This is a genomic window from Otoolea muris, assembly GCF_943193115.1.
Lineage (GTDB): Bacteria > Bacillota > Clostridia > Lachnospirales > Lachnospiraceae > Otoolea > Otoolea muris.
The window spans coordinates 26,146-51,514 of record NZ_CALPCY010000002.1 but is presented as its reverse complement, the minus strand read 5'-3'; the positions used below and the strand labels follow the sequence as shown (position 1 = coordinate 51,514).

The 25,369-nt window shown below is 44.5% G+C and carries 28 protein-coding genes; all 28 read left to right on the top strand.

Annotated elements, in window-relative coordinates; genetic code table 11:
* The first annotated feature begins 17 nt into the window (after positions 1 to 17).
* The 28 genes from NFS31_RS02000 to NFS31_RS01865 all read left to right on the top strand — a co-directional run bounded on the left by NFS31_RS02000 (position 18) and on the right by NFS31_RS01865 (position 25,148).
* A complete protein-coding gene (locus NFS31_RS02000) occupies positions 18 to 644 on the top strand; it encodes a ParB/Srx family N-terminal domain-containing protein (protein ID WP_160258621.1) in 627 nt (208 codons plus the stop codon).
* Positions 635 to 1,777, top strand: a complete 1,143-nt coding sequence (locus tag NFS31_RS01995) for a phosphoadenosine phosphosulfate reductase domain-containing protein (RefSeq protein WP_160258622.1) — start codon at positions 635 to 637, stop codon at positions 1,775 to 1,777. The genes NFS31_RS02000 and NFS31_RS01995 overlap by 10 nt, the downstream gene beginning before the upstream one ends.
* Positions 1,770 to 2,354, top strand: coding sequence for a ParB N-terminal domain-containing protein (locus tag NFS31_RS01990; protein WP_160258623.1), 585 nt, complete (start codon positions 1,770 to 1,772; stop codon positions 2,352 to 2,354). Before NFS31_RS01995 ends, NFS31_RS01990 begins: the two co-directional genes overlap by 8 nt.
* A gap of 84 nt (positions 2,355 to 2,438) precedes the next feature.
* Entirely contained in the window at positions 2,439 to 3,239 is an 801-nt protein-coding gene (gene terS, locus NFS31_RS01985) for a phage terminase small subunit (RefSeq protein WP_160258624.1), read from the top strand.
* Positions 3,236 to 4,657 carry a DEAD/DEAH box helicase family protein gene (locus tag NFS31_RS01980; protein ID WP_160258625.1) on the top strand — a complete coding sequence of 474 codons (1,422 nt, stop codon included), beginning with the start codon at positions 3,236 to 3,238 and terminating at the stop codon, positions 4,655 to 4,657. Before terS ends, NFS31_RS01980 begins: the two co-directional genes overlap by 4 nt.
* A 16-nt stretch (positions 4,658 to 4,673) precedes the next feature.
* On the top strand, positions 4,674 to 6,323 hold the full coding sequence (locus NFS31_RS01975; protein WP_160258626.1) for a phage portal protein: 1,650 nt from the start codon (positions 4,674 to 4,676) through the stop codon (positions 6,321 to 6,323).
* 97 nt (positions 6,324 to 6,420) lie between these two features.
* Positions 6,421 to 7,353 (top strand): phage minor head protein, encoded by a 933-nt coding sequence (locus NFS31_RS01970; RefSeq protein ID WP_251491095.1) that lies wholly within the window; start codon positions 6,421 to 6,423, stop codon positions 7,351 to 7,353.
* A 4-nt stretch (positions 7,354 to 7,357) separates the two neighbouring features.
* Positions 7,358 to 7,804, top strand: a complete 447-nt coding sequence (locus NFS31_RS01965; protein WP_160258628.1) for an XkdF-like putative serine protease domain-containing protein — start codon at positions 7,358 to 7,360, stop codon at positions 7,802 to 7,804.
* 1 nt (position 7,805) lies between these two features.
* On the top strand, positions 7,806 to 8,756 hold the full coding sequence (locus NFS31_RS01960; RefSeq protein ID WP_251491093.1) for a hypothetical protein: 951 nt from the start codon (positions 7,806 to 7,808) through the stop codon (positions 8,754 to 8,756).
* 18 nt (positions 8,757 to 8,774) lie between these two features.
* Complete coding sequence (locus tag NFS31_RS01955; RefSeq protein ID WP_160258630.1) at positions 8,775 to 9,698, top strand: hypothetical protein; 924 nt, start codon at positions 8,775 to 8,777, stop codon at positions 9,696 to 9,698.
* Positions 9,699 to 9,713: 15 nt separating this feature from the next.
* Positions 9,714 to 10,154, top strand: a complete 441-nt coding sequence (locus NFS31_RS01950; protein ID WP_160258631.1) for a hypothetical protein — start codon at positions 9,714 to 9,716, stop codon at positions 10,152 to 10,154.
* Positions 10,155 to 10,156: 2 nt separating this feature from the next.
* A complete protein-coding gene (locus tag NFS31_RS01945) occupies positions 10,157 to 10,537 on the top strand; it encodes a hypothetical protein (RefSeq protein WP_251491091.1) in 381 nt (126 codons plus the stop codon).
* 332 nt (positions 10,538 to 10,869) lie between these two features.
* On the top strand, positions 10,870 to 11,481 hold the full coding sequence (locus NFS31_RS01940) for a hypothetical protein (protein WP_251491089.1): 612 nt from the start codon (positions 10,870 to 10,872) through the stop codon (positions 11,479 to 11,481).
* Entirely contained in the window at positions 11,435 to 11,953 is a 519-nt protein-coding gene (locus tag NFS31_RS01935; protein WP_251491087.1) for a phage tail terminator family protein, read from the top strand. The genes NFS31_RS01940 and NFS31_RS01935 overlap by 47 nt, the downstream gene beginning before the upstream one ends.
* Positions 11,946 to 12,122 carry a hypothetical protein gene (locus NFS31_RS01930; RefSeq protein ID WP_160258636.1) on the top strand — a complete coding sequence of 59 codons (177 nt, stop codon included), beginning with the start codon at positions 11,946 to 11,948 and terminating at the stop codon, positions 12,120 to 12,122. Before NFS31_RS01935 ends, NFS31_RS01930 begins: the two co-directional genes overlap by 8 nt.
* Before the next feature lies 1 nt (position 12,123).
* Positions 12,124 to 13,545, top strand: a complete 1,422-nt coding sequence (locus tag NFS31_RS01925; protein ID WP_160258637.1) for a phage tail sheath subtilisin-like domain-containing protein — start codon at positions 12,124 to 12,126, stop codon at positions 13,543 to 13,545.
* A gap of 11 nt (positions 13,546 to 13,556) precedes the next feature.
* The gene (locus NFS31_RS01920) at positions 13,557 to 13,991 is read left to right on the top strand and encodes a phage tail tube protein (RefSeq protein ID WP_160258638.1); all 435 of its coding nucleotides are present in this window, start codon (positions 13,557 to 13,559) and stop codon (positions 13,989 to 13,991) included.
* 47 nt (positions 13,992 to 14,038) lie between these two features.
* Positions 14,039 to 14,533, top strand: a complete 495-nt coding sequence (locus NFS31_RS01915) for a phage tail assembly chaperone (protein ID WP_160258639.1) — start codon at positions 14,039 to 14,041, stop codon at positions 14,531 to 14,533.
* Between the two features lie 173 nt (positions 14,534 to 14,706).
* A complete protein-coding gene (locus NFS31_RS01910; RefSeq protein ID WP_251491085.1) occupies positions 14,707 to 18,369 on the top strand; it encodes a phage tail tape measure protein in 3,663 nt (1,220 codons plus the stop codon).
* On the top strand, positions 18,366 to 19,007 hold the full coding sequence (locus NFS31_RS01905) for a LysM peptidoglycan-binding domain-containing protein (protein WP_160258642.1): 642 nt from the start codon (positions 18,366 to 18,368) through the stop codon (positions 19,005 to 19,007). The genes NFS31_RS01910 and NFS31_RS01905 overlap by 4 nt, the downstream gene beginning before the upstream one ends.
* Positions 19,004 to 20,029: an XkdQ/YqbQ family protein gene (locus tag NFS31_RS01900; protein ID WP_160258643.1), complete on the top strand. Its 1,026-nt coding sequence runs from the start codon at positions 19,004 to 19,006 to the stop codon at positions 20,027 to 20,029. Before NFS31_RS01905 ends, NFS31_RS01900 begins: the two co-directional genes overlap by 4 nt.
* Positions 20,030 to 20,055: 26 nt before the next feature.
* Positions 20,056 to 20,379: a DUF2577 family protein gene (locus NFS31_RS01895; protein ID WP_160258644.1), complete on the top strand. Its 324-nt coding sequence runs from the start codon at positions 20,056 to 20,058 to the stop codon at positions 20,377 to 20,379.
* Positions 20,379 to 20,852 (top strand): DUF2634 domain-containing protein, encoded by a 474-nt coding sequence (locus NFS31_RS01890; protein ID WP_160258645.1) that lies wholly within the window; start codon positions 20,379 to 20,381, stop codon positions 20,850 to 20,852. Before NFS31_RS01895 ends, NFS31_RS01890 begins: the two co-directional genes overlap by 1 nt.
* The gene (locus tag NFS31_RS01885) at positions 20,830 to 21,996 is read left to right on the top strand and encodes a baseplate J/gp47 family protein (protein WP_160258646.1); all 1,167 of its coding nucleotides are present in this window, start codon (positions 20,830 to 20,832) and stop codon (positions 21,994 to 21,996) included. The genes NFS31_RS01890 and NFS31_RS01885 overlap by 23 nt, the downstream gene beginning before the upstream one ends.
* Entirely contained in the window at positions 21,986 to 23,170 is a 1,185-nt protein-coding gene (locus NFS31_RS01880) for a putative phage tail protein (RefSeq protein WP_251491083.1), read from the top strand. The genes NFS31_RS01885 and NFS31_RS01880 overlap by 11 nt, the downstream gene beginning before the upstream one ends.
* Positions 23,170 to 23,550, top strand: a complete 381-nt coding sequence (locus NFS31_RS01875) for a phage tail-collar fiber domain-containing protein (RefSeq protein ID WP_160258648.1) — start codon at positions 23,170 to 23,172, stop codon at positions 23,548 to 23,550. The genes NFS31_RS01880 and NFS31_RS01875 overlap by 1 nt, the downstream gene beginning before the upstream one ends.
* Before the next feature lie 11 nt (positions 23,551 to 23,561).
* Positions 23,562 to 23,774, top strand: coding sequence for a hypothetical protein (locus NFS31_RS01870; RefSeq protein WP_160258649.1), 213 nt, complete (start codon positions 23,562 to 23,564; stop codon positions 23,772 to 23,774).
* A 78-nt stretch (positions 23,775 to 23,852) separates the two neighbouring features.
* On the top strand, positions 23,853 to 25,148 hold the full coding sequence (locus NFS31_RS01865) for a hypothetical protein (protein ID WP_251491081.1): 1,296 nt from the start codon (positions 23,853 to 23,855) through the stop codon (positions 25,146 to 25,148).
* Positions 25,149 to 25,369 lie beyond the last annotated feature (221 nt).

Below are 25,369 nucleotides of genomic sequence, written 5' to 3'. Positions count from 1 at the left end.
TCGAAAGGAGATTGTAAATGAAAGTTACCCGTATGAAGCTGGCAGAGATGAAAAAGCCAGATAAAAACGTGAGAATGCACACGGAGAAACAGCTTCAGGAGTATGAACGGAGTGTTCGGATGTTCGGGCAGATACGGCCTATTGTTGTAGACGAGGGCGGAACCATTCTGGCCGGCATTGGATTATATGACACAATGCTCCGCATGGGCGAGAAGGAGGCGGATGTTTATCAGCTAAAGAGTCTTACCCCGACACAGAAAAAGAAACTTATGATTGCCGATAACAAGATATTTAATCTGGGTGTAGAAAATCTGGAAGTTCTGAATGAATTTTTTGAAGAATTGAAAGATGATTTGGATATTCCCGGATTTGATGAAGATATTTTGCGGCAGATGGTTTCGGATGCAGAGGAAGTAACCGAGAAGATTTGTGAATATGGAACACTGGATGATGATGAAATCAAGCAAATGAAACAGCTTGAAGAACGGCAGAAGGCAGCATACGGAAATTCTGTATCTGACCAAAACGAACCGGCACCAACAGAGGGCAGGGTGATTCAGGAACCGCAGACGAATGAGAAAGCAGCGGAGCCGGAAGGGAATTTTGTTATTTGCCCGGATTGTGGCCGGAAGATATGGCTATAAAGAGATGCCAGGGCACGATCAGTGTTGTGGAAGCGGCGAAAATCCGTATCCGGAATGCTTTCCATAATGGCTTGACGGTGTATATGTCATTTTCAGGAGGAAAGGACAGTTTGTGCCTGGGGCATCTGGTGTTGGAAATGATACAACATGGGGAAGTATCTGCAGAACAGCTTATTGTTCAATTTATAGATGAAGAAGCCATATTCCCTTGTATAGAAAACACCGTCAAAGAATGGCGGAGAAAGTTTTTGATGGTAGGGGCAAAATTTGAATGGTACTGCATGGAGGTTCGGCATTTCAACTGTTTTAATCAGTTGGAAAATGATGAATCTTTTATATGCTGGGATAGCGAGAAGGCGGATTGCTGGGTAAGGCAGCCGCCTTCTTTTGCAATTCGGAACCATCCCATGTTAAGGCAGCGCATGGACACGTATCAGGATTTTCTGGATAAAAAGTGTGCTGCCGGCATGACGTTGGTAGGAGTGAGAACTGCGGAATCCCTGCAAAGATTACAGAATTTTGCCAGAATCACTGTACGGGGGAAAGATTCCTGCGGCCGGAAAAAAATTTATCCGATTTATGATTGGAAAAATGGGGATGTCTGGCGTTATTTACATGAAAATCGTGTAAATATTCCGGACGTTTATCTGTATATGTGGCAGGCAGGTCTTAATAAGAGCCAGCTTCGGGTTTCACAATTTTTTTCTATCGACACGGCGAGATCGCTTGTGAAGATGAACGAATATTACCCCAATTTGTTGGATTCCATAATCAAAAGAGAACCGAACGCATATTTGGCAGCATTATACTGGGACACAGAAATGTTTGGCAGAAATGGAAAGACACGAAAGGAATTGGAAGGGGAAACGGTCAAAAAGGATTATCGGGCAGAACTGCATAAGCTGTTTTCGGATATAGAACGGTATTTCCCTGGAAAACATCAGAGAAAAGTGGCGAAAAGTTACCGGAACTTTTATCTCTCTGCCATGCAGATTATAGATGATAAGGAGCTGAAGCATTTTTATGAGAGCTTAATGGGAGGCGATCCGAAGTTGAGAAATCTTCGGGCCATATATCATCATGTGTATTCAAAGTATAATATTGCCGCAAAGGAGGAATGCAATAATGGATAAGTTATGGAATCCACTGAAAAATTTGCGGTGGGTGGAAAGAAAAGATCTGGTTCCGAATGATTACAACCCGAACAGAGTTTCGAGGCAAAATTTGGAACTGCTGACAACTTCCATATTTGTGAATGGGTTTACCCTTCCAATTGTCTGCAGGCCGGATATGACAATCATTGATGGATTTCATCGGTATACAGTTTTTGGAGAAAAGTGGACATTTGTTCCTAAGTTTTCAGACGAAGAATGGGGGAAGCTGGGATATGATACTTCTCGGAAGACTCTTTTTGAGAGGTCAGAGGGAAAGGTTCCGGTTGTGGTTGTTTCACAGCTTGATGAAAGCCTGTATGTATATGGTACTGTTACCCATAACAGGGCGCGAGGTGTGCATTTGCTGGAACCGATGAAAGCTATTGTGCAAAGGCTGATTGGAGAAGGGAAATCCATCAAAGAGATTGGACAGCAGCTCGGAATGAAGCCAGAAGAAGTATTCCGGTTGTCTGATTTCACAAAAGAGGACTTTTTGTCTATGATGGCAAAGGGTGCTGACTGTTATAGTAATGCTGAATATATCACTAAAATTTGAATTATGTAAACCATATGGGCGCTGGCGAACGCTCCTGATTCAATCGGCAAAATCCGAAACAAACAAATAGCGAGGTGGTGATAAATGGCAAGGGCGAGAAGTCCCAACAGCATTGAAGCCGAAAAGATGTATCGCTCTGGCATGAAACTTGTTGATATAGCAAAGAAAATGGAAGTACCAGAAGGTACGGTTCGGCGCTGGAAAAGTACACAAAAATGGGATGATAAAGGTAAAAGAAAAAGCGAGCGTTCGGAAAAGAAAGAAGGGAAGAAAAAAGCGAGCGTTCGGAAACCAGGTCCGCCAAAAGGGAATAAAAATGCAGAGGGTTCCGGCGCCCCGGACGGAAATAAAAATGCTCTGAAGCATGGGGGATATTCTGCAGTGTACTGGGATGTTCTTTCTGATGAAGAACGGGAAATGATTGAAGGAACCCCCAGCAGCGAGGAAGTTCTGCTTATGGAGCAGATACAGCTTTTCGCAGTGAGGGAGCGCCGCCTGATGAAAGCAATCAACAAATATACAGAGGCAAAGGGCGGCCAGTATGTATCTGGTGTTATGAGTTTTGAAGAAAAGCGGAAATTCAAGACACCGGAGGAAGAAGAAAACTATAAAACTGCTGTCCAGGAAAAGGTCAAGAAGGGAGAGCGGCTTCCAGGGGAGCGGCATAGCATCCAGACAAGTACCGGAGCGGCAATAGATCTGGTGGCACGGCTTGAAAGAGAACTTACAAGCGTTCAGTCCAAAAAGACAAAAGCCATTGACTCTTTAATTCGCCTGAGGATAGAGAACAGAAAGTTGGATGAGGCCGGAAAGGGAAATGAACTTGTTGATGATTGGATAGCAAGTATTATGGGGGAAGACCAGGAAGGGGGCGGTGATGAATGAATGCAAACGCTGCCATTTTGCGCCGCCGATTCTTTAAGGAACGAATTCCTCTGTACCAGAAAAATCCCATACTTTTTGCGGAAGAAGTATTGAAATTTGAGCCGGACATTTGGCAGCAGGAAGCCCTTAAAGATTTGGCGGAAACGCCCAAGGTTGCTATAAAATCCGGTCAAGGTGTTGGAAAGACAGGTATGGAAGCGGTAGCTCTTTTATGGTTTCTGACATGTTTTCCTTATCCGAGAATTGTGGCAACAGCGCCAACGAAGCAGCAGCTCCATGATGTTTTGTGGTCCGAAGTAGCGAAGTGGCAGGAACGCTCCCCGCTTTTAAAGCATATTCTCAAATGGACAAAAACGTATATCTACATGGTAGGGCATGAAAAACGCTGGTTTGCTACGGCCAGAACCGCCACAAAGCCAGAGAATATGCAGGGGTTCCACGAGGATAATATGCTTTTCATCATTGACGAAGCGTCTGGTGTCGCCGATCCGATTATGGAAGCAATCCTGGGAACACTGTCCGGCGGAAATAATAAGCTGCTGATGTGTGGAAATCCAACGAAAACCAGCGGTACTTTTTATGACGCTTTCTATTCTTCCCGTTGGATGTATCGGTGCCATACTGTTTCATCAGAGGAAAGCCAGAGGACAAATAAAGATAACATAAAATCTCTGATAGACCGATTTGGCTATGACAGTAATGTTGTCAGGGTGCGTGTGAGAGGGCTTTTCCCGAAACAGGAAGATGATATATTTATTGCTCTGCAACTGCTTGAGGATGCTGTCAAATTGGAAGTTGAGCCAGAAGGGGAAACCGAGGGAACATATATACCGGATCGGATAGATATAGGCGTGGATGTTGCCCGTTTCGGGGATGATGATACAGTGATTGCTACAAAGCTGGATAAGGTAATTCCGGAACTGTTATCACGTCACGGACAGAATACCATGCGTACAGTAGGGGATATTGTTCGCATTTACCGTGACTTTATGGAAAAGTATCCAGGGTATGATGATTATGTTTATGTCAAAATAGACGATACCGGAGTTGGCGGCGGAGTGACTGACAGGCTGAATGAACTGAAAGAAGACCCAGCAGAGGGGCTTGATAAGATGGTTGTTATTCCGGTAAATTTTGCGAGGAAGTCTCCAAAATCTAAATCTGCCAGATTTTATGATGATATTGTCACATGGATGTGGGCCAATGTTCGGGATCTGATGAAAGATAAAGAGGTTAAATTACCGGATGATTCCGTATTGGTAGGGGAGTTCTCAACAAGAAAATATTACTTCCAGTCAAATGGGAAAATGAAGCTGGAAAGCAAGGAAGAATTGAAGAAGCGCGGTTTATCTTCTCCAGATAGAGCGGATGCCGTTGCGTTGGCGTGTATGCCTGTCTACAAGAAAAAGGCTGCATAGAAAGGAGGGGGGAAAATTGGGAGAAGAAGTAAAAAGGCCGGCAGTTCACAATTCGGTTGTTATTAAGGCCATATCCAGGGAAACAGTTTCTATCATGGAGAGCAGGGCAGTTGATGAAGATGAATTTCATGGACTGTATGAAGACGGTGCGGTTCTGGAGCCGCTATACAACCCGGAATCTCTCACTCGGTTATCGGAAAGCAGTGATATTCTGCAGCAGTGTATTGATGCTTACAAGACAAATATTGTGGGATTTGGAGTTGATTTTGAATATGACATTGATGCTGATAAGGAGGGGGAGGAAGTCAAGGCGGCGCTGGACAGGGAATGGGCCAGATACGAAAACTTCTTTAAATACTGCAATCTGGATGAAAGTTTTACGTCGATTATGAAAAAAGTTATTGATGATAAAGAACGTATAGGATGGGGTGCCCTGGAAGTGATTGAAGATATGTCCGGAGTCCCGGCCGGTCTGGAACACATTCCTGCCCATAAAATCCGGCTCTGCAAACGGGAAACAAAAGCTATTCCAGTGGCAACGGTGATTCAGGATGAAAATGGGGAAGAAATAGAGATTTCCATTTTGAAGAAATTCCGAAAATTTGTTCAGATAGTGGATAATGAAAAGGTGTTTTTTAAGGAATTTGGAGATCCAAGAATAATGAATTGCCGAACAGGTATGTATGATGATGATACTCAGCCAGACGACAAGGCTTCCAGTATCATCTTTTTTAATGTCTACTGTCCATACACTCCCTATGGTTTGCCGCGGTATATCGGTCAGCTTCTCAATATCCAGGGAAACCGCAAAGCGGAGGAATTGAATTATACCTACTTCATGGATGGACGGCATATGCCGATGGCGATTATCGTGGAGAACGGAAAGCTGACAGAGGATTCTGTAAACACAATCTCCGGAGCAAAAGGGGATAAGGCAAGGCACAAATATCTTATTCTGGAAGCAGAGGGGCTAGAGAATGATGTCCAGATCGGTGATGATGAAGTAAAGAGCAAAGTGTCTATTCGCATTGAAAAGCTGGCGGAAATGTTGGAGAAAGACGGATTATTTCAGGAGTATTGCAAAAATAACCGAGATAAAATCCGGTCCGCATTCCGTCTTCATCCAATTTACACAGGAGAATCCCAGGATTATACCAGGGCTACGGCGGACACTGCCAGACAGGTGACGGAAGAACAGGTATTCCAGCCGGAACGGGATGATATAGCCTTTACATTTAACAATACTCTGAAAAGAATTTTACTGATAAAAAGTGTCAGCATGAAGTTTGTTGCCCCAACGATTTCTGATAAGGCGGAAATTGCCAAGGCGGTATCTCCGTATGTCGTGGCCGGCGCTGCTACTCCAAATATGCTGATTGATGCCCTGGGAGATCTCTTGGGTAAATCCTTTGAACCATTTGAAGGGGAATGGGCTGATAAGCCTATGCAGCTTCTCCTGAAAGAAATGGAGATTCAAAAAGGGAATGAAACAAAGGAGTCGGAGGAAGAAGCTGAAAAAGAGGAAGGGGAGAAAGATATAAATACCCTTGAAAGCCCTGAGGAAGGGCTGGAAAGCATTGAAAAGTCAGATAGTATAAATAGCATTGTCTGTATACTGAAAAGCCTCCAGAGCATGATTGAGGAGGTGCTGGCGGATGCTATCTAAAGAAAAGGTTTTAGTTTTAAAGGAAATGGAAAAGACCATCCATGCGATTCTGCAGAAAATTGATAAAGAGAATGAGGAATTTATCCGCTCCCTGGGGTTGGATAAAAAGCAGAATAAGATTCTGTTAAAGGCTCTTGACAATTTTGAGAAGCAAATTCAAGTTCTTTTTATCAAACAGAAAAAAGAGTATCTGGCTGCCGTAGCAAGGCTTCCAGAATACATGAAGAAAAATCATAAGAAAGTAGGGCGTACCGTCAAAAAAGCGGCGGTTCCGGAAGTTCTGATAGATAATATAGCCGAGATTATGGCTGGTTTTATTTTTGCGAATGAAAAAGCATATATTGATAAGCTGGCAGCGCTTTATGTGGCATTTACCAATTCTTTTTTCGGGCAGATTGCGGAGATATGCGCCCGATCTGTAGAAGGCTCCCGCCTCGGTCCTGAAATGAGCCTGACAAAGAAGGCAACGGATTGGCTCGATCAGCATAAGATAAAATTTGCCCAGGAGGTAAATCAAACAACACATGATGCTGTCATTAAGAGTTTGAAAGAAAGCCTGGGGGAAGGCAAAGGGAATAACCCGGCGGGCAATAAGCTGGTATCAGATGTACCCAATCACTTCAATCAAAGCAAGGTGAAGGAGAAAGAAAAAAAGCTGGAGGCTTTGACGGATCCGGAAAAATACAATACGGTTTACCAGGCTGTGGAACAGCAGCAATGTTTTGAGTTTTATCGGGCGCGCCGCATTGCCAGAACAGAAACAATAAGTGCTATGAATGCTGCTACACTGGAAGGATGGCGGCAAAGCGAGGTTATCGGAGGAAAAGAGTGGGCATGTGCCTGTGACAAAGTATCCAGAGAATGGCATAAAAATGCGGACGGCCAGCAGGTTCCTCTCGAAGAACCATTTATTGTCGGCGGTGAAAAGCTCATGCATCCAGGAGATTCTTCTATGGGTGCAAGTGCAAAGAATGTGATTCACTGTCGCTGTACTATGAAAAGTGTCTTAAAATACAAAATGCGGAGGTAATTCTATGGAGGTTAAAACATTGGCGGCTATGCCAATAGCCAAGGTTGATGAAGCGAGCCGGACAGTGATAGGTGTTGTGTATAAGGCTTCTAAAGCAGTGGGGGAAGACGGGAAACCGGTGGATAAATCAACCATAGACACTCACGGAAATTGGGCAACCGAAACAGAAGTGAAAAAGGCATGCCATAATTTCAATAAAAAGCTGCAAAACAAAAAGCTGGCGGGAAAGGTCGGTGTTGACAAGCAGCACAATGAAAAGGCCGGTTATGGAATTGTGATAGAAAGTTATATTGCCATGACAGACATTCCGGAAATCAATGCCGCAAAAGGAGATTGGGTTGCCGCCGTGGAGGTGACAGACGATACCTGCTGGCAACAGATTCAGAAAGGGGAAATAGAGGGCTTTTCCATTGGGGGAACCGCTAAAATTGAAGCGAAGGGAGGTGAATGAAGTGAGAAGACGCAATATTTTAAAGGCTGCGAAAACAGTCGAAATTGTACCAGGGGAAATGAGTGATATGGATATAAGCATGATTTCTCTGGTGCGTAAGGGTGCCAACAAGCAGAAAATTCAGATTTATAAAGAAAATGAGTGTGAAGACTCAGAGGATCTGGAAGCAGATGAAGTGAAAGGGCTTATCGGTGTGCTGAAATCCTACTTTACCGGGAAGGTACAGAAGGCGGAGGAAACAGCGAAAAAACCTAAGAAGACTTTTGCCGGGATGATGGCAGTTAATGACATTACTGAAAATATGTGGAGGGCAAATGACACGCTTCGGAGTGTTATGAGGGATATTATCAATAATGAGGAAGTTGCTGATAAAAAGGCGGCGCTTCTGCAGGCGGTAGATGAATATTCCGCATACATGAAAAGCAAAGTCAATACTGCGGCTATCGCAAAGGGCGATAGCTTTTTTGATGTTCCTGAAACAGAGATTCAGAAGGCAGGAAAAAAGGTATCCGGTAAAAACCTGGAGGCTTTAAAAGCGGCACAAAGGGCACTATCCGCAGTAATCAGCGAAGCAGAGCCAGAGCCGGAACCGCCTGAAAAGAATAAAGATGATAATGGAGAGAAGGAGGCAGAGGAAGTGAAGAAGGAAGAATTAACAGAAGTTATGAAGCAGGCTATGGAGGCAGCGCTGAAGCCCATCAATGACCGGCTCGACAAGATCGAGAAGGAGGATGCCGCCGACGAGCAGGCAGAAACAGAAGATGTGGCAGAAGGAACGGAGGCTATCACGGAGATTATCAAATCTGTGATTGGCGAAGCGTTAAGTCCACTGGAAAGCCGTCTGGAAAAGGTGGAGAAGTCCAGGGGAATGGCAAGAAGCCTGGAAGGAGAGGAAAGGGCAGGGAAGATTGAAAAAGAGGCCGAAGATGTATTTGACGGCTATTTTGTATAAAAGAAGGAGGCGGAAAATATGAATAATCGTACTTTGTTAGCAAAGGCGGCGGTGAATACGGACACCCTGGGAACAGGCGGTAAGATGAATCCGGAGCAGTCAAAGCAGTTCATTACTTTTATGAAAGACTACTCTGCGTTTCTCCGTTCGGTGGATTTTATCACTATGCAGACTACGCGCCGCGTTCTGGAGTATGGCGATGTATCCAGAAGAAATATGAGAAAGGCAAAAGAGAATGAGGATAATCCGGCAACCGGCAGCTTCTCCACGAAGCAGAGAGAACTGAATGCGGTCGGCGTAATCATGCCCTATGATATTACCTTCCAGTTTATGAAAGAGAACATTGAAGGCAAACAGGTCAACACAACGCTGGCCCGGCTGTTTGCCCAGCAGTTTGCCAATGATACCATTGATTTGGGATTCAATGGAGATGAAAGTTCCAGTGATGATTTCATCAATATCAACAATGGGTGGGTAAGTATCGCAGAGGCGGATACGGATACCCATAAGGTCAACAGTGCCAGCTTTCCCACGAAAAGAGCATTGTTTAGAGGGCTTCTGGGAGAGGTTCCTAGCAAATATTTTCAGATGTACCAGCAGGAAGACAAGAGCCTTCTGAAAATTCTGGTGTCCCATTCGGTAAACCGCGAGTATAAAGAAGAACTGACAGAGAGGAATACGGCTCTGGGCGACAGTCTTCTGATCAGCGGAAAGAATGTGACCTATGACGGGTTTGAGATTATCCCCGTTGGCTTCCTGCAGGATGATATTCAGATGGTAACACCGCTGAAAAATCTGGCATATGGGGTGTACGGAGGCAATATTGAAACCTATCATCAGGTAGTGCCGAGGAAAACCAGGCATGAATATACGCTTCTGGCAGATTTTGATTTTGAAATCCATAATCCGGATGTGCTGGTAATTGGCAAAGACCGGTCATAAGAAGGGAGAAAGAAAATGGGAAGAAAAGTGACAGAAAATCACAAGGTAGTTGAGCAGAGCAGTCAGGGAGCGGCAGAAGATTTGATTAAGCAGCAGAATGCGGCGGAGGACTTTGTTTTGGGAGAAAGAGAGGAAGAATCCCAGGCGGCGGATGCCGGGAAAGAGGAAGGCCAGCAGAAAGAGGAACAGCGTGAAGATGAAGGGAGCGGCGCAACGGATCCGGAAAAATCCATGAAGGAGTTACTGGAAGATTCTGCTGAAACAAAAGAAGGCACAGAACTGGCCGGGAAAGAGGAAGGCCAGCAGAAAAATGTGTTTGAGAGGACGGTTGTTCTCACAGGCGCTGCAACCTATATGGACGCTGGTATCAGATATTTCAAAAATAAGCCGACCAACGTTACCGATCAGAAGGCGTATGAACAGCTTTTAAGAACCGGGCTGTTTGTGCGGATCTGATTATGGGTGCGTATATATCCGGGAGGGATTTACTGGGGGAAAATGGGGAATTTGCCGGCCTGATTCCTTCAGACGATTTGGCAGAACTGTCAGAAGCTGCTTTGGATAATCTTCTGGCAGCGGGAAAAGAGATGATAGACGCATACTGTCAGCAAAGTTTTGGCGAGGATAAAGAAGTTCCCTATATTGTGAAATTGGTAAATGCACAGTTGGTATCTGCCATCTTATCCGATCCCAGCAAAACAGCAGAGAGCATTGAGGATTATTCTTATGACAATAACCTCAATGCTTTTTCTAATATTCTTTCCCGGCTGAATTTTTTAAAAGTGGGCGATGAAACAATCTGTGGCCGGAGGAAAAGCATAAGGGCAAAGGTGATCTGAATGAGCTTCGGAAGAATGCTGATCCATAAATGTGAAGTGTTACGGCATGAAGAAGGAAAGCGGGGGAATTTTACCAAAATGAAGCCGGTTTCTGTATATCCGCCTGGAACCCGTTGCAGATTTGTACGGAAAAACGCAACCAATACAGAGGCCAATGGGCGGACTAAAGTATCTGCCTATTATGTTTTGTATTTGCCCAAACGGGTGAAAGTGAAAAATGGTGATGTGGTGATATGGTCCCTGGATCCAGAGGCAAAATATACGGTTCAGGAGCCATACGCGCCGTCTAATCGCTTTCATGTAGTCACTCTGGAAAAGGAGGGTGAAGTCTGATGGGGGATGGATTCTATATTGAAAATCTTGATAAATTGGAGCAGAAACTATTGAAAGCGGCTTCAAAGGAATTTCCGCAGATAATTCAGAACATTTTAGAAACCCTCGGAGAGATTATCTTAAATTCGGCAAAAGATACTTTAAAAAGTGACACACGGCCGCATGCGAGATATGTCAAGAAGACCAGAACCATTACCAGGGGTGCCAATAAAGGCAAACAGAAAAATTATCTTCAGTTCAAAGGGACGGTTTCCACCAATTCCATTGATACCGGAGCTTTGTGGAATTCATTATCCAGAGGCATTGGAGGTAATATCTGGATTTACAGTGGTTCGGTGGGGAGATTTTCTCTTTGTGTAGGTTCAAGTGTGTCCTATGCAGGATTTATCAATGATGGATATACCATGCGAACACCGCATTGGGTTCCTGGTACGATTGACGGAACCGGCAAATTCATTTATCAGCCAGGGGCAAAGACTGGAATATGGGTAAAGCCGCGAGTTTATAAAGGTGTAAAGTTTTTTGATATTGGATTTGAGGAAATGAAAAAGGAGGCTCCAGAAGTTGTCAGATACGAACTTGAACGATTTGCAGCAGAATTCAACAGGTAATCCGTCCCCACAGAATTCCGTTTTTTCTGAAATCGTAAAGGAGGTGTTTGGGGATATTCAGCAATATGAAACAGATGTTCCGCAGAATTTCAGCCGTCCTTGTTTTCTTTTCATCAATCCGGATAAAACAACAAGGACAAAAGAAATGACAGCCTCGTCATATAAGGCCATGCAAAACTATGAAATATATTTTTTTGCCACAGAGGATGATGTCGAGAGCCTTACAAGCTATAAGGATTCTTTTGTTGATTATCTTATGGGGGTGAAAAAAGTACCGATTCCTGGTACAGATCGTTATTATACAGTGGAGCAGGTGGCAGCAGATACAGATGATGTGAATTCTATGGTTGCATTTATGATTGAGGTATCCAGAGTGAAAGCAAGGAATTTAAGACGCCCTGCGGTGCCAAAAATCAGAAAAATAGTAAACAGTATTTCAGTAGATGGGAGGGATACGATAAGCGATGAATGATAAAGGAGAGTTTAGTCTGGATGAAATATGTCAGCATTCAAAGGAACTTTTTGGAGTTTATCCGGAAGTGATCTACGGGGCGCTTCTCCCGGCAGAAACAAAAGAAAAGTATACCCTGGCCGAGGTAAAAAAGGCCATTGAAAAATTTGTAAAAAAGGAGGTAGTGTAATATGTCCAGTGGAACATGGAAACCGGGTGAAACCAAAGACCGCACAGGACTTTACAATTGGTTTGTATCTCTGGCAACGTCCCGGATCAATGCTGCTAAGAAAGGCGTTGTGGGCATTCCCATTAAAGCAGATTGGGGGCCATGTAATCAGCTTACTATTTGCAGTGATGATACGGATATTATCTCAACATTTGGTGATGGAGGAACGGTTTACCTGGCGCGAAGGGCAGCGAAAGGGGGAAAAGACCGCAAGCCCCACAAGCTGGTTATTTACAGGATGGCAACCGCAGAGGCGGAACAGGCAGTTGCAACAGTGGAAGGCAGCTTCAAACTGATTGCAAAATATAAAGGGGAACGCGGAAACCATTTCAGGGCTTCCATTACAGAAAACATCCAGAATGAGGATTGTGTGAATCTCTGTATTTATGAGGACAGCGCAATGGTAAGCAAGTATACCATTGAAAAAGGCGACCTGGATGCTTTGGTTGAGGCGGTCAATAACGATGCGGAGTCCCTGGTAACAGCAGTAAGAACGGGAGAAACGCCACTTTCTCCCACGGCCTCCATTTCCTTTGCTGGCGGTGCGTCTGGAAGCGAGGTAAGGGTAGAGGACTATATAAAGGCACTGACAGCCTTTGAAACAGCTTACATGAATACGCTGGCCTTAGATGGAGTGACCGATGAAGCAATTCTAACGATGGTAAAAAGCTGGCATAATCGGGTGTGGAATACCGGGAAAATGATTCAGCTTGTTATTGGCGGAACGCATGCAGATGATAAGGAGCCAGACATTGGCAATACCCGTTCAAAGTCATGCGACAATTACGGAATTATCAACTGTATTGTCGGTGGGATTGATGCCGCAGGGAATATGTATTCATCTGCAGAAATGGCTCCGCAAATTGCCGGGGCAGTGGCGGCGCTGCCTTTGAATGCTTCCATTACCTATAAGCAACTGGAAGATATAGTGGATGTGACAGTGGAGCTGACGGACACGCAGATTTGCGAGGCTACCAGGGCAGGCTCCTTTGTCCTGTTTAAGGATACAGATCCGGAGAGTTTTGAGGTGAAAGTCAAAGTCGAAAGAGGCATAAATACCTTTACCAGCTTTGGTAAAGAGGCTGGACAAAAACTCAGAAAAATCAAGGCAATCTCCACTATGGCGGCAATTGACTATGATATTGGGCGGTATGCCATGAATAATGTACTCGGCGAACTTGATAATGATGCAGACGGCCGGGCGGCGCTGTTCAGCGGTGTTTCGCAATATCTGGAAACCCTGGCAAATGAGCATGTAATCAGCCCGGATATTCTGGTAGGGTTGAGTGAAGCTCTTGTGAGTGAGGGCGATGTAGTTTATATGGAAACACAGGCTCTTACCATTGATAAGATTGAACAGATCTTTAATAAAATTTATCTGTAAGGAGGAGCGGTATGTTAGATGATACCAGAGTAATTAACGGTTCCTTTGGCGAATGTCACAGTGAAGGAAAATGGCTGACAAATATCTATAAAATGTCGGCAGATGTTGAACCGTCATACGGTGATGTAAAAATGTCGGGGACACGTTGGACCGGACAGAAGCTTTTGAGCGTAAAGGGTACAGGCAGCATTTCCGGTTATAAAATCACAACGGAGCTGGTTCAGAATGTTGCCAGAATTACCGATGACCGGAAGTCGGAGTATGTGACAGAGCTTATTTCTAAACTGGATGATCCGGAAGCGTTTGGCTGTGAAAGAGTGCGTCTGAAGCATGTAAAATTTACGAAGATACCTATTGTGGGATGGGAAGTGGGTTCTATTGTTGAAGAAGAATGGCCTTTTTCCTTTACCGGAGTGGAATGGTTGGATCCGATTACTGAAAAATAAGATTTGCGGCCGATGGGCCGCATTTGTTTTTGAAAGGAGATTTTGAGATGGAAGATAAAATAACAGCTTATGAAAAAATGGAAGATATGCCGGGAGATGCCTATATTGCGCCGCCGACAATGTCGGATGCTGAATTGCTGGAAAAACTGCTGGGAACCCCGGATGAGGCGACAAAGCAGGTTTATATGAAACGCTTTGATGCCTATTTTACGGTCAAGGCCATTTCTTCTGAGGAATACAGCAAACTGGAAAACCGGTGCAAATATCCGGTAAAAAACAAAAGAACGCACCAGATTGAGGAAAAGACCAATCAGGAAATGCTGTCAAACCTTCTGATCGTTACGGCATGCGTGAAGCCGGACTGGAATGAGCCGAAACTTCTGGCAAAATATAATACTTCCGATCCTGCCAAAGTAATCCGGAAACGGCTTTATATCGGGGAAATTTCTCAGCTTACAGAGGCCATTATGGATATTTCGGGATTTGATGACGGGCTGGAAGAAGCAAAAAACTCATTATGCGAGGCGGAGAAGCAGGAATAATACACCGATTGCTTCAAGAAAGCCATTATTCTCTGTTCCCGGATGAAATATATGCAAAACCACGCCGGGTGCGGGATTTTATGTATGCCTCGCTGGAGCTTACTTTGAAGGAGAGAAAAGAGAAGCCGGGAGGGAAGGCTGGTAAGAAAAATTAAGGGCGGGGAGGTGAGAGGATGGAATTAAGCGCGGTTCTTACATTAAGAGATAAGCTGTCGGCACAGATGGATAAGGCCAGCAAGAGTGTGTCAGCAATGACACAGAGGGTGAATGAATCCAAAGATGCCATTTCTAAAATTGCGGCAACACAGAATATCAATATTTCCGCAAACAGCAATATATCCGAAATGGTTTCCGCTGCCCAGGCTTCAATCGCCTCCCTGCGAAATACGGTTTCCCAAAAGGAACTTTCCCTGCAAACAAAAATAGATCTGGATGGTTTGGAAAATGAAACGATAAATGCGAAGCTGGCTGAACTGGGAAATTTCCTGGAAAAGAACAGCGGGAAAGTGGAGGAATACGGTAATAAGCTGGCTGTTCTGAAACAAAAACAGGCGGAATTTACAGATGGAACAAAAGGCAGTGTCAGGCTGGGAGTAGAGCAGTCCATAGAAAGTCTGGAAAAAAAGCTGGCGGATATTGAAGCGGCGAAACAGCAATTTGCAGAGTGGCAGCAGATTCGGATAGATTTCAATGAGTTGGAAGTTGCCAGAGCGGAGCTTTCTACCCTGGAAAGGGCGTTGGAAAATCTGAACAGTACCAATGTGGCCGTGAGAGCGTATCTGGATTTTAAGACTGACGCTTTAAAACAGGTCTATGACATTGATGAAAAGCTAAAGTCTATTGGGCAGCGGATAATAAGCCCGGTTGTAAAGCTGAAAGACCAGGCAACAGAAAAAATCAACAGCATCAAAAACAAGGCGAAGACTTTTGCCAGAGAAAAGTTTGCACCGATCATATCGGCAGTGGACAAAGCAAAGTCGGTAATGTCCTCTGTACGGACAGGACTGGCGAAAATAGCCGGTACAGTGGCTTATCCGGTCATTAAGGTAAAAGATATTGCTTCTAAAGCTGCGAACGCTGTGAAGGCCAAATTAGGAGCTTTGGGCGGTAAAATATTTACCCCGGAAGTAAGGCTAAAAGCACAACAGGCATTCAACACCATAAAAGAGCTTGGCGCTAAACTTGCCGGATTAAGTGCAAAAGCCGGTAAAGCAGTGGCCGGGGCTACCGGAAAAATTGCAAAGGGGCTGGCTGTTTCTGTGGGGGCAGCAGCTACCGTAATTGGCGGCATTGGTGCGGCGAGCGTTAATGTTGGTTCTCAGTTTGAAGCCAGCATGAGTCAGGTTGCTGCTACAATGGGAATGACGGCAGATGAAGCGAATTACAGTAATGAGGCATATGCGAAACTGGCAAATGTGGCAAAGGAAATGGGAGCCTCCACGAAGTTTTCTGCTTCAGAAGCAGGCGAGGCACTTAATTACCTGGCACTGGCCGGATATGATGCGGACAAAGCATGTGCAGCTCTTCCCACAATTCTAAATCTGGCAGCCGCCGGAGGTATGGATCTGGCAGCGGCATCCGACATGGTGACGGACAGCATGTCAGCCCTGGGAATTGCCGCAACAGAAGAAAACCTTACACAGTTTGGGGATCAGCTTGCAAAAACAGCTCAAAAGAGCAATACAAGCGTAGCCCAATTGGGAGAAGCAATCCTTACGGTCGGCGGTACGGCTAAGACATTGGCCGGTGGCACAACAGAGTTAAATACTCTGCTGGGCATAATCGCTGATAATGGGGTAAAAGGGGCAGAGGGCGGTACAAAGCTTCGGAATATCATGCTTTCCCTGCAATCTCCCACGGATATTGCTGCTAAAAAGCTGAAATCTCTTGGTGTGAGTGTCTATGACGCACAAGGGAAAATGCGCCCCATGAATGAAGTGTTGGGCGATCTGAATGCGTCTATGGAGAATATGACAGATGCAGAGAAACAAAATGCACTGTCAACTATTTTTAACAAAGCAGATTTAAAGTCGGTAAACGCTCTTCTTGACAACTGCGGAGATCGATTTGATGAATTAAGCGGATATATTGCTGATTCAGATGGTGCTATGCAGAACATGGCTGACACCATGAATAATAATCTGCAAGGACGGATAACAGAGTTCAAGTCTGCAATGGAAGGCGCTGGCATTGCCATATATGAGGCGCTGGGGAGCAGTAATCTAAAGGATCTGGTGAAGGAAGCATCTGGCTGGATCGGCGATTTGACAAAGGCAACGGAAGAAGGCGGCATAGACGGTCTGGTAGGGGCAATCGGTTCTGTATTTGCAAAGGTTGTTACCAAAATGGCTTCATTGGCGCCGCAGTTGATTCAGGCCGGAGTTGGAATTGTCAGCAGCCTTATTTCTGGCATAAAAAGCAATCTGCCACAGATAGTCAGCGGTTTGACGGGAGCAGGAACCGTATTTATCCAGGGAATCCTTCAGCTGATTCCAGAGTTGCTTTTGGCCGGAGGGGATCTGGTTTTGGAACTCTCCAAGGGGATTGCAGAACAGCTTCCAGAATTGCTAAACAGCGGATCCGAAGCAATCACAAAACTTGCCCAGGGGATAGCAGACGGAACGCCTTTAATGGCTGATGTGGTAGTTAAAATTATTACCGCATTATCTGGCTCTATGGGGCAGAATCTGCAACCAATTCTTGATGCGGCTCTAAAGGTTCTGATGGCGCTGGTCCAAGGGCTTACCCAGGCATTGCCGGTATTGGTTCCGGCAGTGGTACAGATCATTATGGGATTCGTGCAGTTTATCAGTGCGAATTTAGGTACGATTGTTATGGCAGCGCTGGATATATTGATGGCGCTGGCCCAGGGGATCATAGATTCGATTCCGGTATTGATTCCGGCGATTGTTGAAGTGATTCTGAATATTGTACAGTTTGTATCAGATAATCTGCCTATGATTTTGGAGGCGGCTCTAAACATTATCCTGGCGCTGGTCCAGGGGATTACAGAGAACATCCCGATGCTGGTAGATGGGGTAATTCAGATTATTACAGGTCTGGTAACATTTATTACCGAAAATCTGCCTATGATTATCGAGGTTGCCATCCAGATTATTGTTGCTCTGGTTCAAGGACTGATAGAGGCTATACCGCAGCTTATTGAGGGAGCCTTGCAGCTTGTACAGGCCATTTGGGAAACCATCACAAGTACGGATTGGTTGCAGCTCGGAATTGATCTGATAAAAGGCATAGGAAACGGGCTGGTTGAAGGCGTTAAGGCAATTGCAAGTACCATCGGAAATGTGGCCAGTTCCATTGTGGACAAATTCAAAGGATTCCTGGGAATTCATTCCCCGTCTACAGTGATGAAAGCCCAGGTTGGATTTAATGTCGGCGCCGGTGTGGTAGAAGGTTTGAAAGAAACCAAAGCCATGATAAATAATGAAGTTGAAAACATGGCAGGCGATATGAAATTAACCATGGGGGCAAATCTCACAGATATGCAGCCGCCGGAAATCAGACCATATGAACCGGATGAACCAGATAAACCTAAAAGTCCCAAAAAACCACCGCCGCCCAAAGAAGGCGGTGGAACGTATGAGGGGTTGGACATTGCACAGCCCATAAGTAACTCGGATGTAAGCAATTCCTACTCTGAAACAACGAAAAACCAGCAGCAGAGCGTAAAAAAATATTATATCGAAAAAATTATTGAAAGTGTAACCGTGACGGGAGAAGGTGATGAAGACAGGCTGGTAGAAAAGATACTGGCAGCACTTGCAGATGATATTGAAGAAACGGCGGAAAACATGGGAGAGGAGGACTTTGATTGATTTACAAAATATCATTTGAAAATCTAAAAGAAAGCATTACACTTCCGGTTAATCCTCCCGAACTCGTAATAGGTGGCGGAGGAACCGCCTTTTCGGATTCCCAGGTAATTAAGGGAGGGGAACGCACAATTATTGGAAACAGTATGCTACAAAGCGTTGCGTTTTCCTCCTTTTTCCCCAGGGACTATGATTCTTCCTATTGTGTCAGAAAAAACATTCCGGATCCGTGGGAGGCAGTAGACAAAATTAACAAATGGCGTGATTCTGGAAAGCCGGTTAAGCTGCTGATAACAGAAACGGACATCAATATGTATGCAACGATCCGGAAGTTTGATTATCGGGAGAAGGGCGGGGAGCCTGGAGATGTATACTTTGATATTGAATTTAAAGAATTCAAATTCATAAAGATTCGTGAAGTGGTAAAAGTGGCGCCGAAGGTAGAGCAGCAGTCTGACAGACCAGAAACGGCCGCCACGGCCAACACCTATACTGTTGTGAAAGGAGATTGCCTGTGGGTTATTGCTAAAAGATTCTATGGCAATGGGGCGCAATATCCAAAAATATTTGCTGCAAACAGCCCCCCTATTCAGAATGCAGATTTGATATATCCCGGACAGGTATTGACGATTCCATCATGATCGAACTGTATAAAGAAAGAGAAAAATATAAAGTGGCCGTAGTTCAGGAAACGCTTATTTCCTGGATCGAGGAAGCTGTCACCTCAATGACCTGGGGTGGCAGCAAAAATGAAGCTTCGCGCACTCTGAATATGGAAGTGTTGAAAGTGGAAGGAAAGACAGATTTTCCGAATGGAAGTTGTGTTGTGGTTTATAATGCGTCTGATGAAGAACTGATGCGGTATATCATTACAAAGAAAAGCAAAACCAGAAGCAGTACGACAATAAAATATACTGCCAGGGACATACGCTGGTGGCTTACGCGCAGTAAAATGGATAAGAAGTTTGAGAACATGACTGCTGGTGAGATATTTTTGAGTTTGTGCAAAACGCTGGGAATCAGCACAGGAACAGTGGAAGATACCGGAGTGAAATTTTCGGTATTACATTTTCTGAAAAAAACACCGTGGGATATGATTATTACGGCATTAACAGAAACTCGGAAACAGAGTGGGAAAAGATACACCACACGCATTAAAAACGGAAATCTGGAACTGATTGAAAAACTCAACCAGACAGCTCAATGGGTAATTGAGGAAGGCGTGAATTTGATAGATGCCTCTTATGATGAAAGCATAGAAAGCACATATACCCAGGTGAAGGTGGTCGGTAAAGATTCTAAGGGAAATGAAATATCTGCTGTTCAGAAAAACGAAGAAGCCCAAAAACTTTACGGAATCATGCAGGAATATGTCAGCCAGAGCAACAAGGCTACTCAGGCAGAAGTGAATGCAATCGCCGCCCAAAAGCTGAAAGAATTATCGGCATTGCAAAAAAGCGGTTCTATCAAAACCTATGGAATTGAAGGAGTTGAAACAGGTACGGGGGTATATGTGATCGATAATGAAACAGGGCTGGTAGGGGGCTTTTATGTGGAATCCGACAGCCACAGATACAGTAATGGCTACCATGAAATGAGCCTTACGCTGGCATGGACAGATGAATTGCCGGAAATAGAATATCAGGCACCTAAAGAATCGTAGGGAAGCCTGCAGAAAGGAGTGATAGTTTGAGTGCGGAGGCAGCAAGAATTATAAGTAAAATATCTGGCCGGAAACAGACAAGTGGATTTGAACCCATGCTAGGAACAGTATCGGCCATTTCCCCATTGACTGTAAAATTTGATGATGTGGGATTTGATGTGTCAGCGGGGTTGCTAGTGAATTCCTCATTTATGGGTCATAAAAGAAAGGGAGATATTACCTCTCCGGTCATGGATCTGCCAGATTCAGAAATTGAATTTAAGGGCGCCCTTTCTGCAGGAGATCGAGTTGTCGGTGTTGCAGTGGGCGGCACACACTATGTCATATTATGTAAGGTGGTGCCTGCATAATGGGAATTTTACCAGAGTTATCAGAAAAAATTACGGCAGATACTACCATAAAAACGTATAAGGACAGCCTGATAGGGAAACAAACTTTTAAATTTGATTTTGAAAAAAATGAGTTTGTCACAGATGTAATGGGGAATGCCATCATGACAAATAACCCCAATGAACTTCTGGAACAAGTGGTAAATAAAATTTTACATGATCGAAGATATAAAAATCTGATTTATCCAGATTCGTATGGAAATGAAGTTGATTTGATTTTAAATCAAGACGATCCGTATGAGGTGGTGGAGTGTGAATTGCGAAGGGTATTTACCGAAGCGCTGGTATATCACCCTCTGATAGCAAGCCTCAGCAATTTTGAGATTAAAGGGGAAGGAGATATGATTTTATGTGAATTTGTTGTGAATGGTATAGACGGAACATCCAGCCGTCATAGAGAGGTGGTGCGATATGTCGAAACAACCCAGCTATGATTTTATAAAAATGATTCAGGAAGGTACTCTGGATGTGGTGGAATGGCTGGCATTGCAGGATGAAGAAAGCATAAGGGAAAGGGTATACGAAAGAGTACCGGAGGGACTGGATACTTCTGTTGGAAGTTATGAATACGACGCCATTGAGCCTACCAATATGGAATTTGCGATAGTGTACTTTATGCTGAGAAATATAATATTGCTTGCCTTTCCGCAGCATTCCTTTGGCGAATGGCTAACACTGGCAGCAGCTTCCCGCGGGGTATACAGAAAAGGCGCAACATTTGCCAGCGGAAACCTTCTGATAACAGGCGCTGTCGGAACAGCAATTCCGGCCGGGACAAAATTTTCAAATACCATAACGGCGGGATCTGCTCTGGCAGTAAAATATTACACATCACAAAAGTATGCGGTGGTTGGAGATAACGGGCAAATAGAGGTGGAAGTGATTTCAGATGAAATAGGCGCCGCAGGTAACGCACAGGCGGAAGAAATCAATTTGAATTTATCGGATATTGAAAATCTGGTATCTATTAGTAATCCGGTAGCGTTTACAAATGGCGTGGATGAGGAAAAAGATGAATCTCTTTTGTCAAGGTTATTGGATAAAGTGAGAAACCCCATAAGCGGCGGAAATAAAAATGATTATAAACAATGGGCGAAAGAAGTTCCGGGAGTTGCCGAGGTGGAAGTTATTCCTTTGTGGGATGGGCCTGGTACCGTTCAAGTTATTATTATTGGCGAAGGCGGCTCTCCTATTCCGGATTTGGTGGATAGGGTGAAAGAACATTTAGATCCTTCAGATCATGAGGGGGAGGGAGAAGGAAGGGCGCCCATCGGGGCGGTTGTTACTGTGATTACAACAGAAAATTATGCAATCAGAATCGATATTACCGGCCTTGAATTTGAAGCGGGATACAGTTTGGTAAATACCCGGCAGAATATTATTGAAGCGGTGAAGGGGGAAGTTGCCAAAGTCAGCATTGGCGGTCTGGTGAGAATTCACTATGTGGAAGACGCTATTAAACATGTGCCAGGAGTAAAAGATTTTGGAAGCATATTGATGAATAAATCCGGCAGTAATATTCAGACGCCGGTTCATCTCAAGCCTTCTGTTGGGGAGGTGTATTTTGATGGAAATTAGCCGTGCTGATTTGATGATGGGATATGTGGAAAGCTATTACCGTGAAAGTTTGTTTTATACGGCTCAAAACAACGCTAAAGGGGAAGAACTGGACATTATTCATGCCATCATTGAAGATATGCCAAATCAATTTAATCCGCAGACAGCAACATGGGGTTTGGGATTATGGGAAGAAATGCTAGGGATTGGCAGGAGCACAGAGGATATTGCAGAACGGCGGAGCCGAGTTATGATGAAGCTGCTGACATTGCAAAGGATTACTCCTATTTCCCTGGAACGTCTGATAAAAAATGTTGCCGGGGCTAATGTAGATATTATCCGTAATATAGCGCCATATACATTCCAGGTCCGCATCAGAGATGATTCTTTGGATTGCAGCAGTGGATTGATCCGGAGGATTGTCGAGGATTATAAAGAGGCGCATATGGCTTTTTACCAGGCATATTATCTGGGGCAGATTGTCCTAAAAGAGCAATTTTATTTTAAGACAATTCATAGAATGGCTGTTTATTGGTTTGGCGAACAAGGGATTCTTAATGGAGGGTTTCTGTTGGATGGGAGCCGGCTGCTTAATACAGAATTTCCGCCTTATCATATGAAGGTGCGGAACCTGTTTTCGGTATTTAATTCAGAAAATGTATATCTGAAAAAAATAAACAATGCTTTTGCCTTCACGACAAAAGAAAAGTTTCCTGTTTTGATTATTCATACGTTTACATGCTATTGGTGGGGAGAAACTAAACACATTCTGAATGGTAAATATTTTCTGGATGGAGGAATCTGTCTGGATCGATTTTTCCCACCATATAAATTAAAGGTTTTCCATAGGGCTGCATTGGCTTTGCAGGGGCTTATTTCAGTTAAGGCTATGTGGAATACCTTTAGGATGGAAAATGCCCTGATATTTGAAATCAGGAGCTTATTTCGATATAAAATCTGTTGGTGGGAGGGCGCACTAAACGGAAAATACAAATTAGATGGGGAGAGGAATCTGGACAATGGATTTCCAGAGTATAAAGCAAAGGTAACACATCGGGGGGAAGTGGCTGCCAGAGAAGCCTTTTCAGCGCCCACGGTTACGGTCACACACAATTTATGGTATCTGGATGGGGCTGTTCCTCTGGACGGCAGCCAAACACTGGATGCTTATCAGAGTAAGGAGGTCTTAGAGTAATGGCAGAAAGTATTGTAACAGATATTGCAAGGGAAAAAATGCTGAAAGCGAGAGCGGGAGTGGCTCCGCTTCCCAAAATTGTGGGAATGGCATTTGGAGATGGTGCGAAGAATGCCTCTGGCGGTGTGATTGCCCCTGTTGCAGATCAGACAGAATTGCGCCATGAGCTTCTCAGAAAGGAAATTGACAGGTATGAAGTAGTTTCCCGGCTGGTTTACCGGTATGTCTGTACTTTGAATGAAGGAGAACTGGCAAACAAATACATCAATGAAATAGCATTATATGATGAAGATGGGGATTTGATTGCCATAAAATCATTTCTGGACAAAGGAAAAGACGAAGACCAGGAAATGGGATTCGAGATTGATGATACATTCTAGGAGGTGGGTTGATGGCAAAATATGATGTTTCTAATCCCAGGTATAGCAATCAAATGCGGATGCTGGAGAAGTCCGATCCGGCGCATGCCAATATCTTTAATCCTATGTTTCAGCAGCTTCTGAAAAATGATGAATGTTTGAAACATATCAAAGATGATGAAACGGATCAGACGTATCATTTCGGGGTGGAGAACGGGCTTCTGTATATAGAAACCGATACTTAAAATATCGCTATTTGATATTAAATAACAAAAAAATCGTAAAGCAACAGAATGTAGTATAGTGAGAAAGGCGGTAAATTTATGTCCGAAAGAATTTATGTAGCAGACAAGGCTACTCTGGATAAGGTGTATGAAAATACACAGAAGCTTTTGAATAATCTGGTTCCTCTGGATTCGCCGGTATATGGAATGATTATTCATGAAGCAGATCTGGATCCGGCCACGCGGGTTGAGTATATTGGTGCCAACAAGGACTTTACTCCTATGATGATGAATATGGATACCCATATCATGGATTATGGCTCTTGGGGGAATTGGGAGTGGCTGAAAGCCAATAAGCCGGTAATGGCGAACTGGGGAGGTGGAATAGAGTATTATCTGAATGAAAATGATTATACAAAAAAAGCCAGTGACGGCTCTGCTTCAGATGTGGCCAACGTAAATTATGCCGGGAATGCTATGGCAGTCATTAAAAAAATATATACCCATACTTATAAAATTGGGTATGACCGGTATGTGCTTTTTTGTGAGCGAAAGCTGACCGATGATTTCAAACCCATCGGTTTTGACGTGTTGGGAAAAGAACGGGATTATATGCTGATACCGTTGTTTTATGGCTCCATCGATGGAAATGGAAAGATGCGGAGTATTGCCGGTCAATGGAGTTGGGGGACGGCAACCGGAAACACAAGTGACACTAATGTGACTGCAAATGTAACAACAGAGGTGCAGAATGCAGCGATAAAAAAAACCGATCCGGAAGCCCTTTTCTTTGGCGGCGCCTTAATGAATACGCTGGCTGATATATGCGTAATGCTTACGAGGTCCACAAATACCCAGGCATCATTTGGGGCAGGCATGTCAACGTCATATGTAAATGATAAAGAGCAGAAACACGGGACAAAGGTAAATACAGTCATTGGCGGCGGCCAGTTTTATGGATCGAAGGATGAAAAGAGCTTTAATAAGGTTTTTCATTCCTGTGTCCTGGGATCGCAAATGCTCTGGCAGAGGGATCCATATACATTGTTGGTAAATGGCATTATTAAAGTAAGCCCGGATTATACCTATGACTTGACCGGAGCCAAATACATTGACACTGGGGTGAAGCTGGCGTCAAATAATTATTATGCCATCACTCAGGTGATTCCTGGATTTGGGGCGGTTCCTACTGCGGAAGTGATTTGTACTTCTTTAACCGGTTATTGCGACCACACATGGGTAACGGCTACGGATGTGCGAGTATCGTTCCGGCTGGGCGACTGCGACAACGGGGCTAACGGCGGCTTGTTTTCCCGCGCGTTCGACCGTACCGCGGCTCGCGCCTGGTGGAGCGACGGCGCCTCGCTTCTTCAGGCACAACCTGTCGCTGCGTAGCAGCGTAGGGGGTTTGGGGGTCTTCCCCCAAAAAGGCTTTTAGGGGGTTTGGGGGAATTCCCCCAAAGGGTTTTATATTTTTTGCAAAATGAAAAATGCACCTACGAAAAACAGGGGTTGTCGGGGCGGCTTTAGCGGGCGTTCCGGCTGGGCAACTGCAACAACGGGGCTAACGGCGGCTTGTTTTCCCGCACGTTCAACAATACCGCGGCTAACGCCTG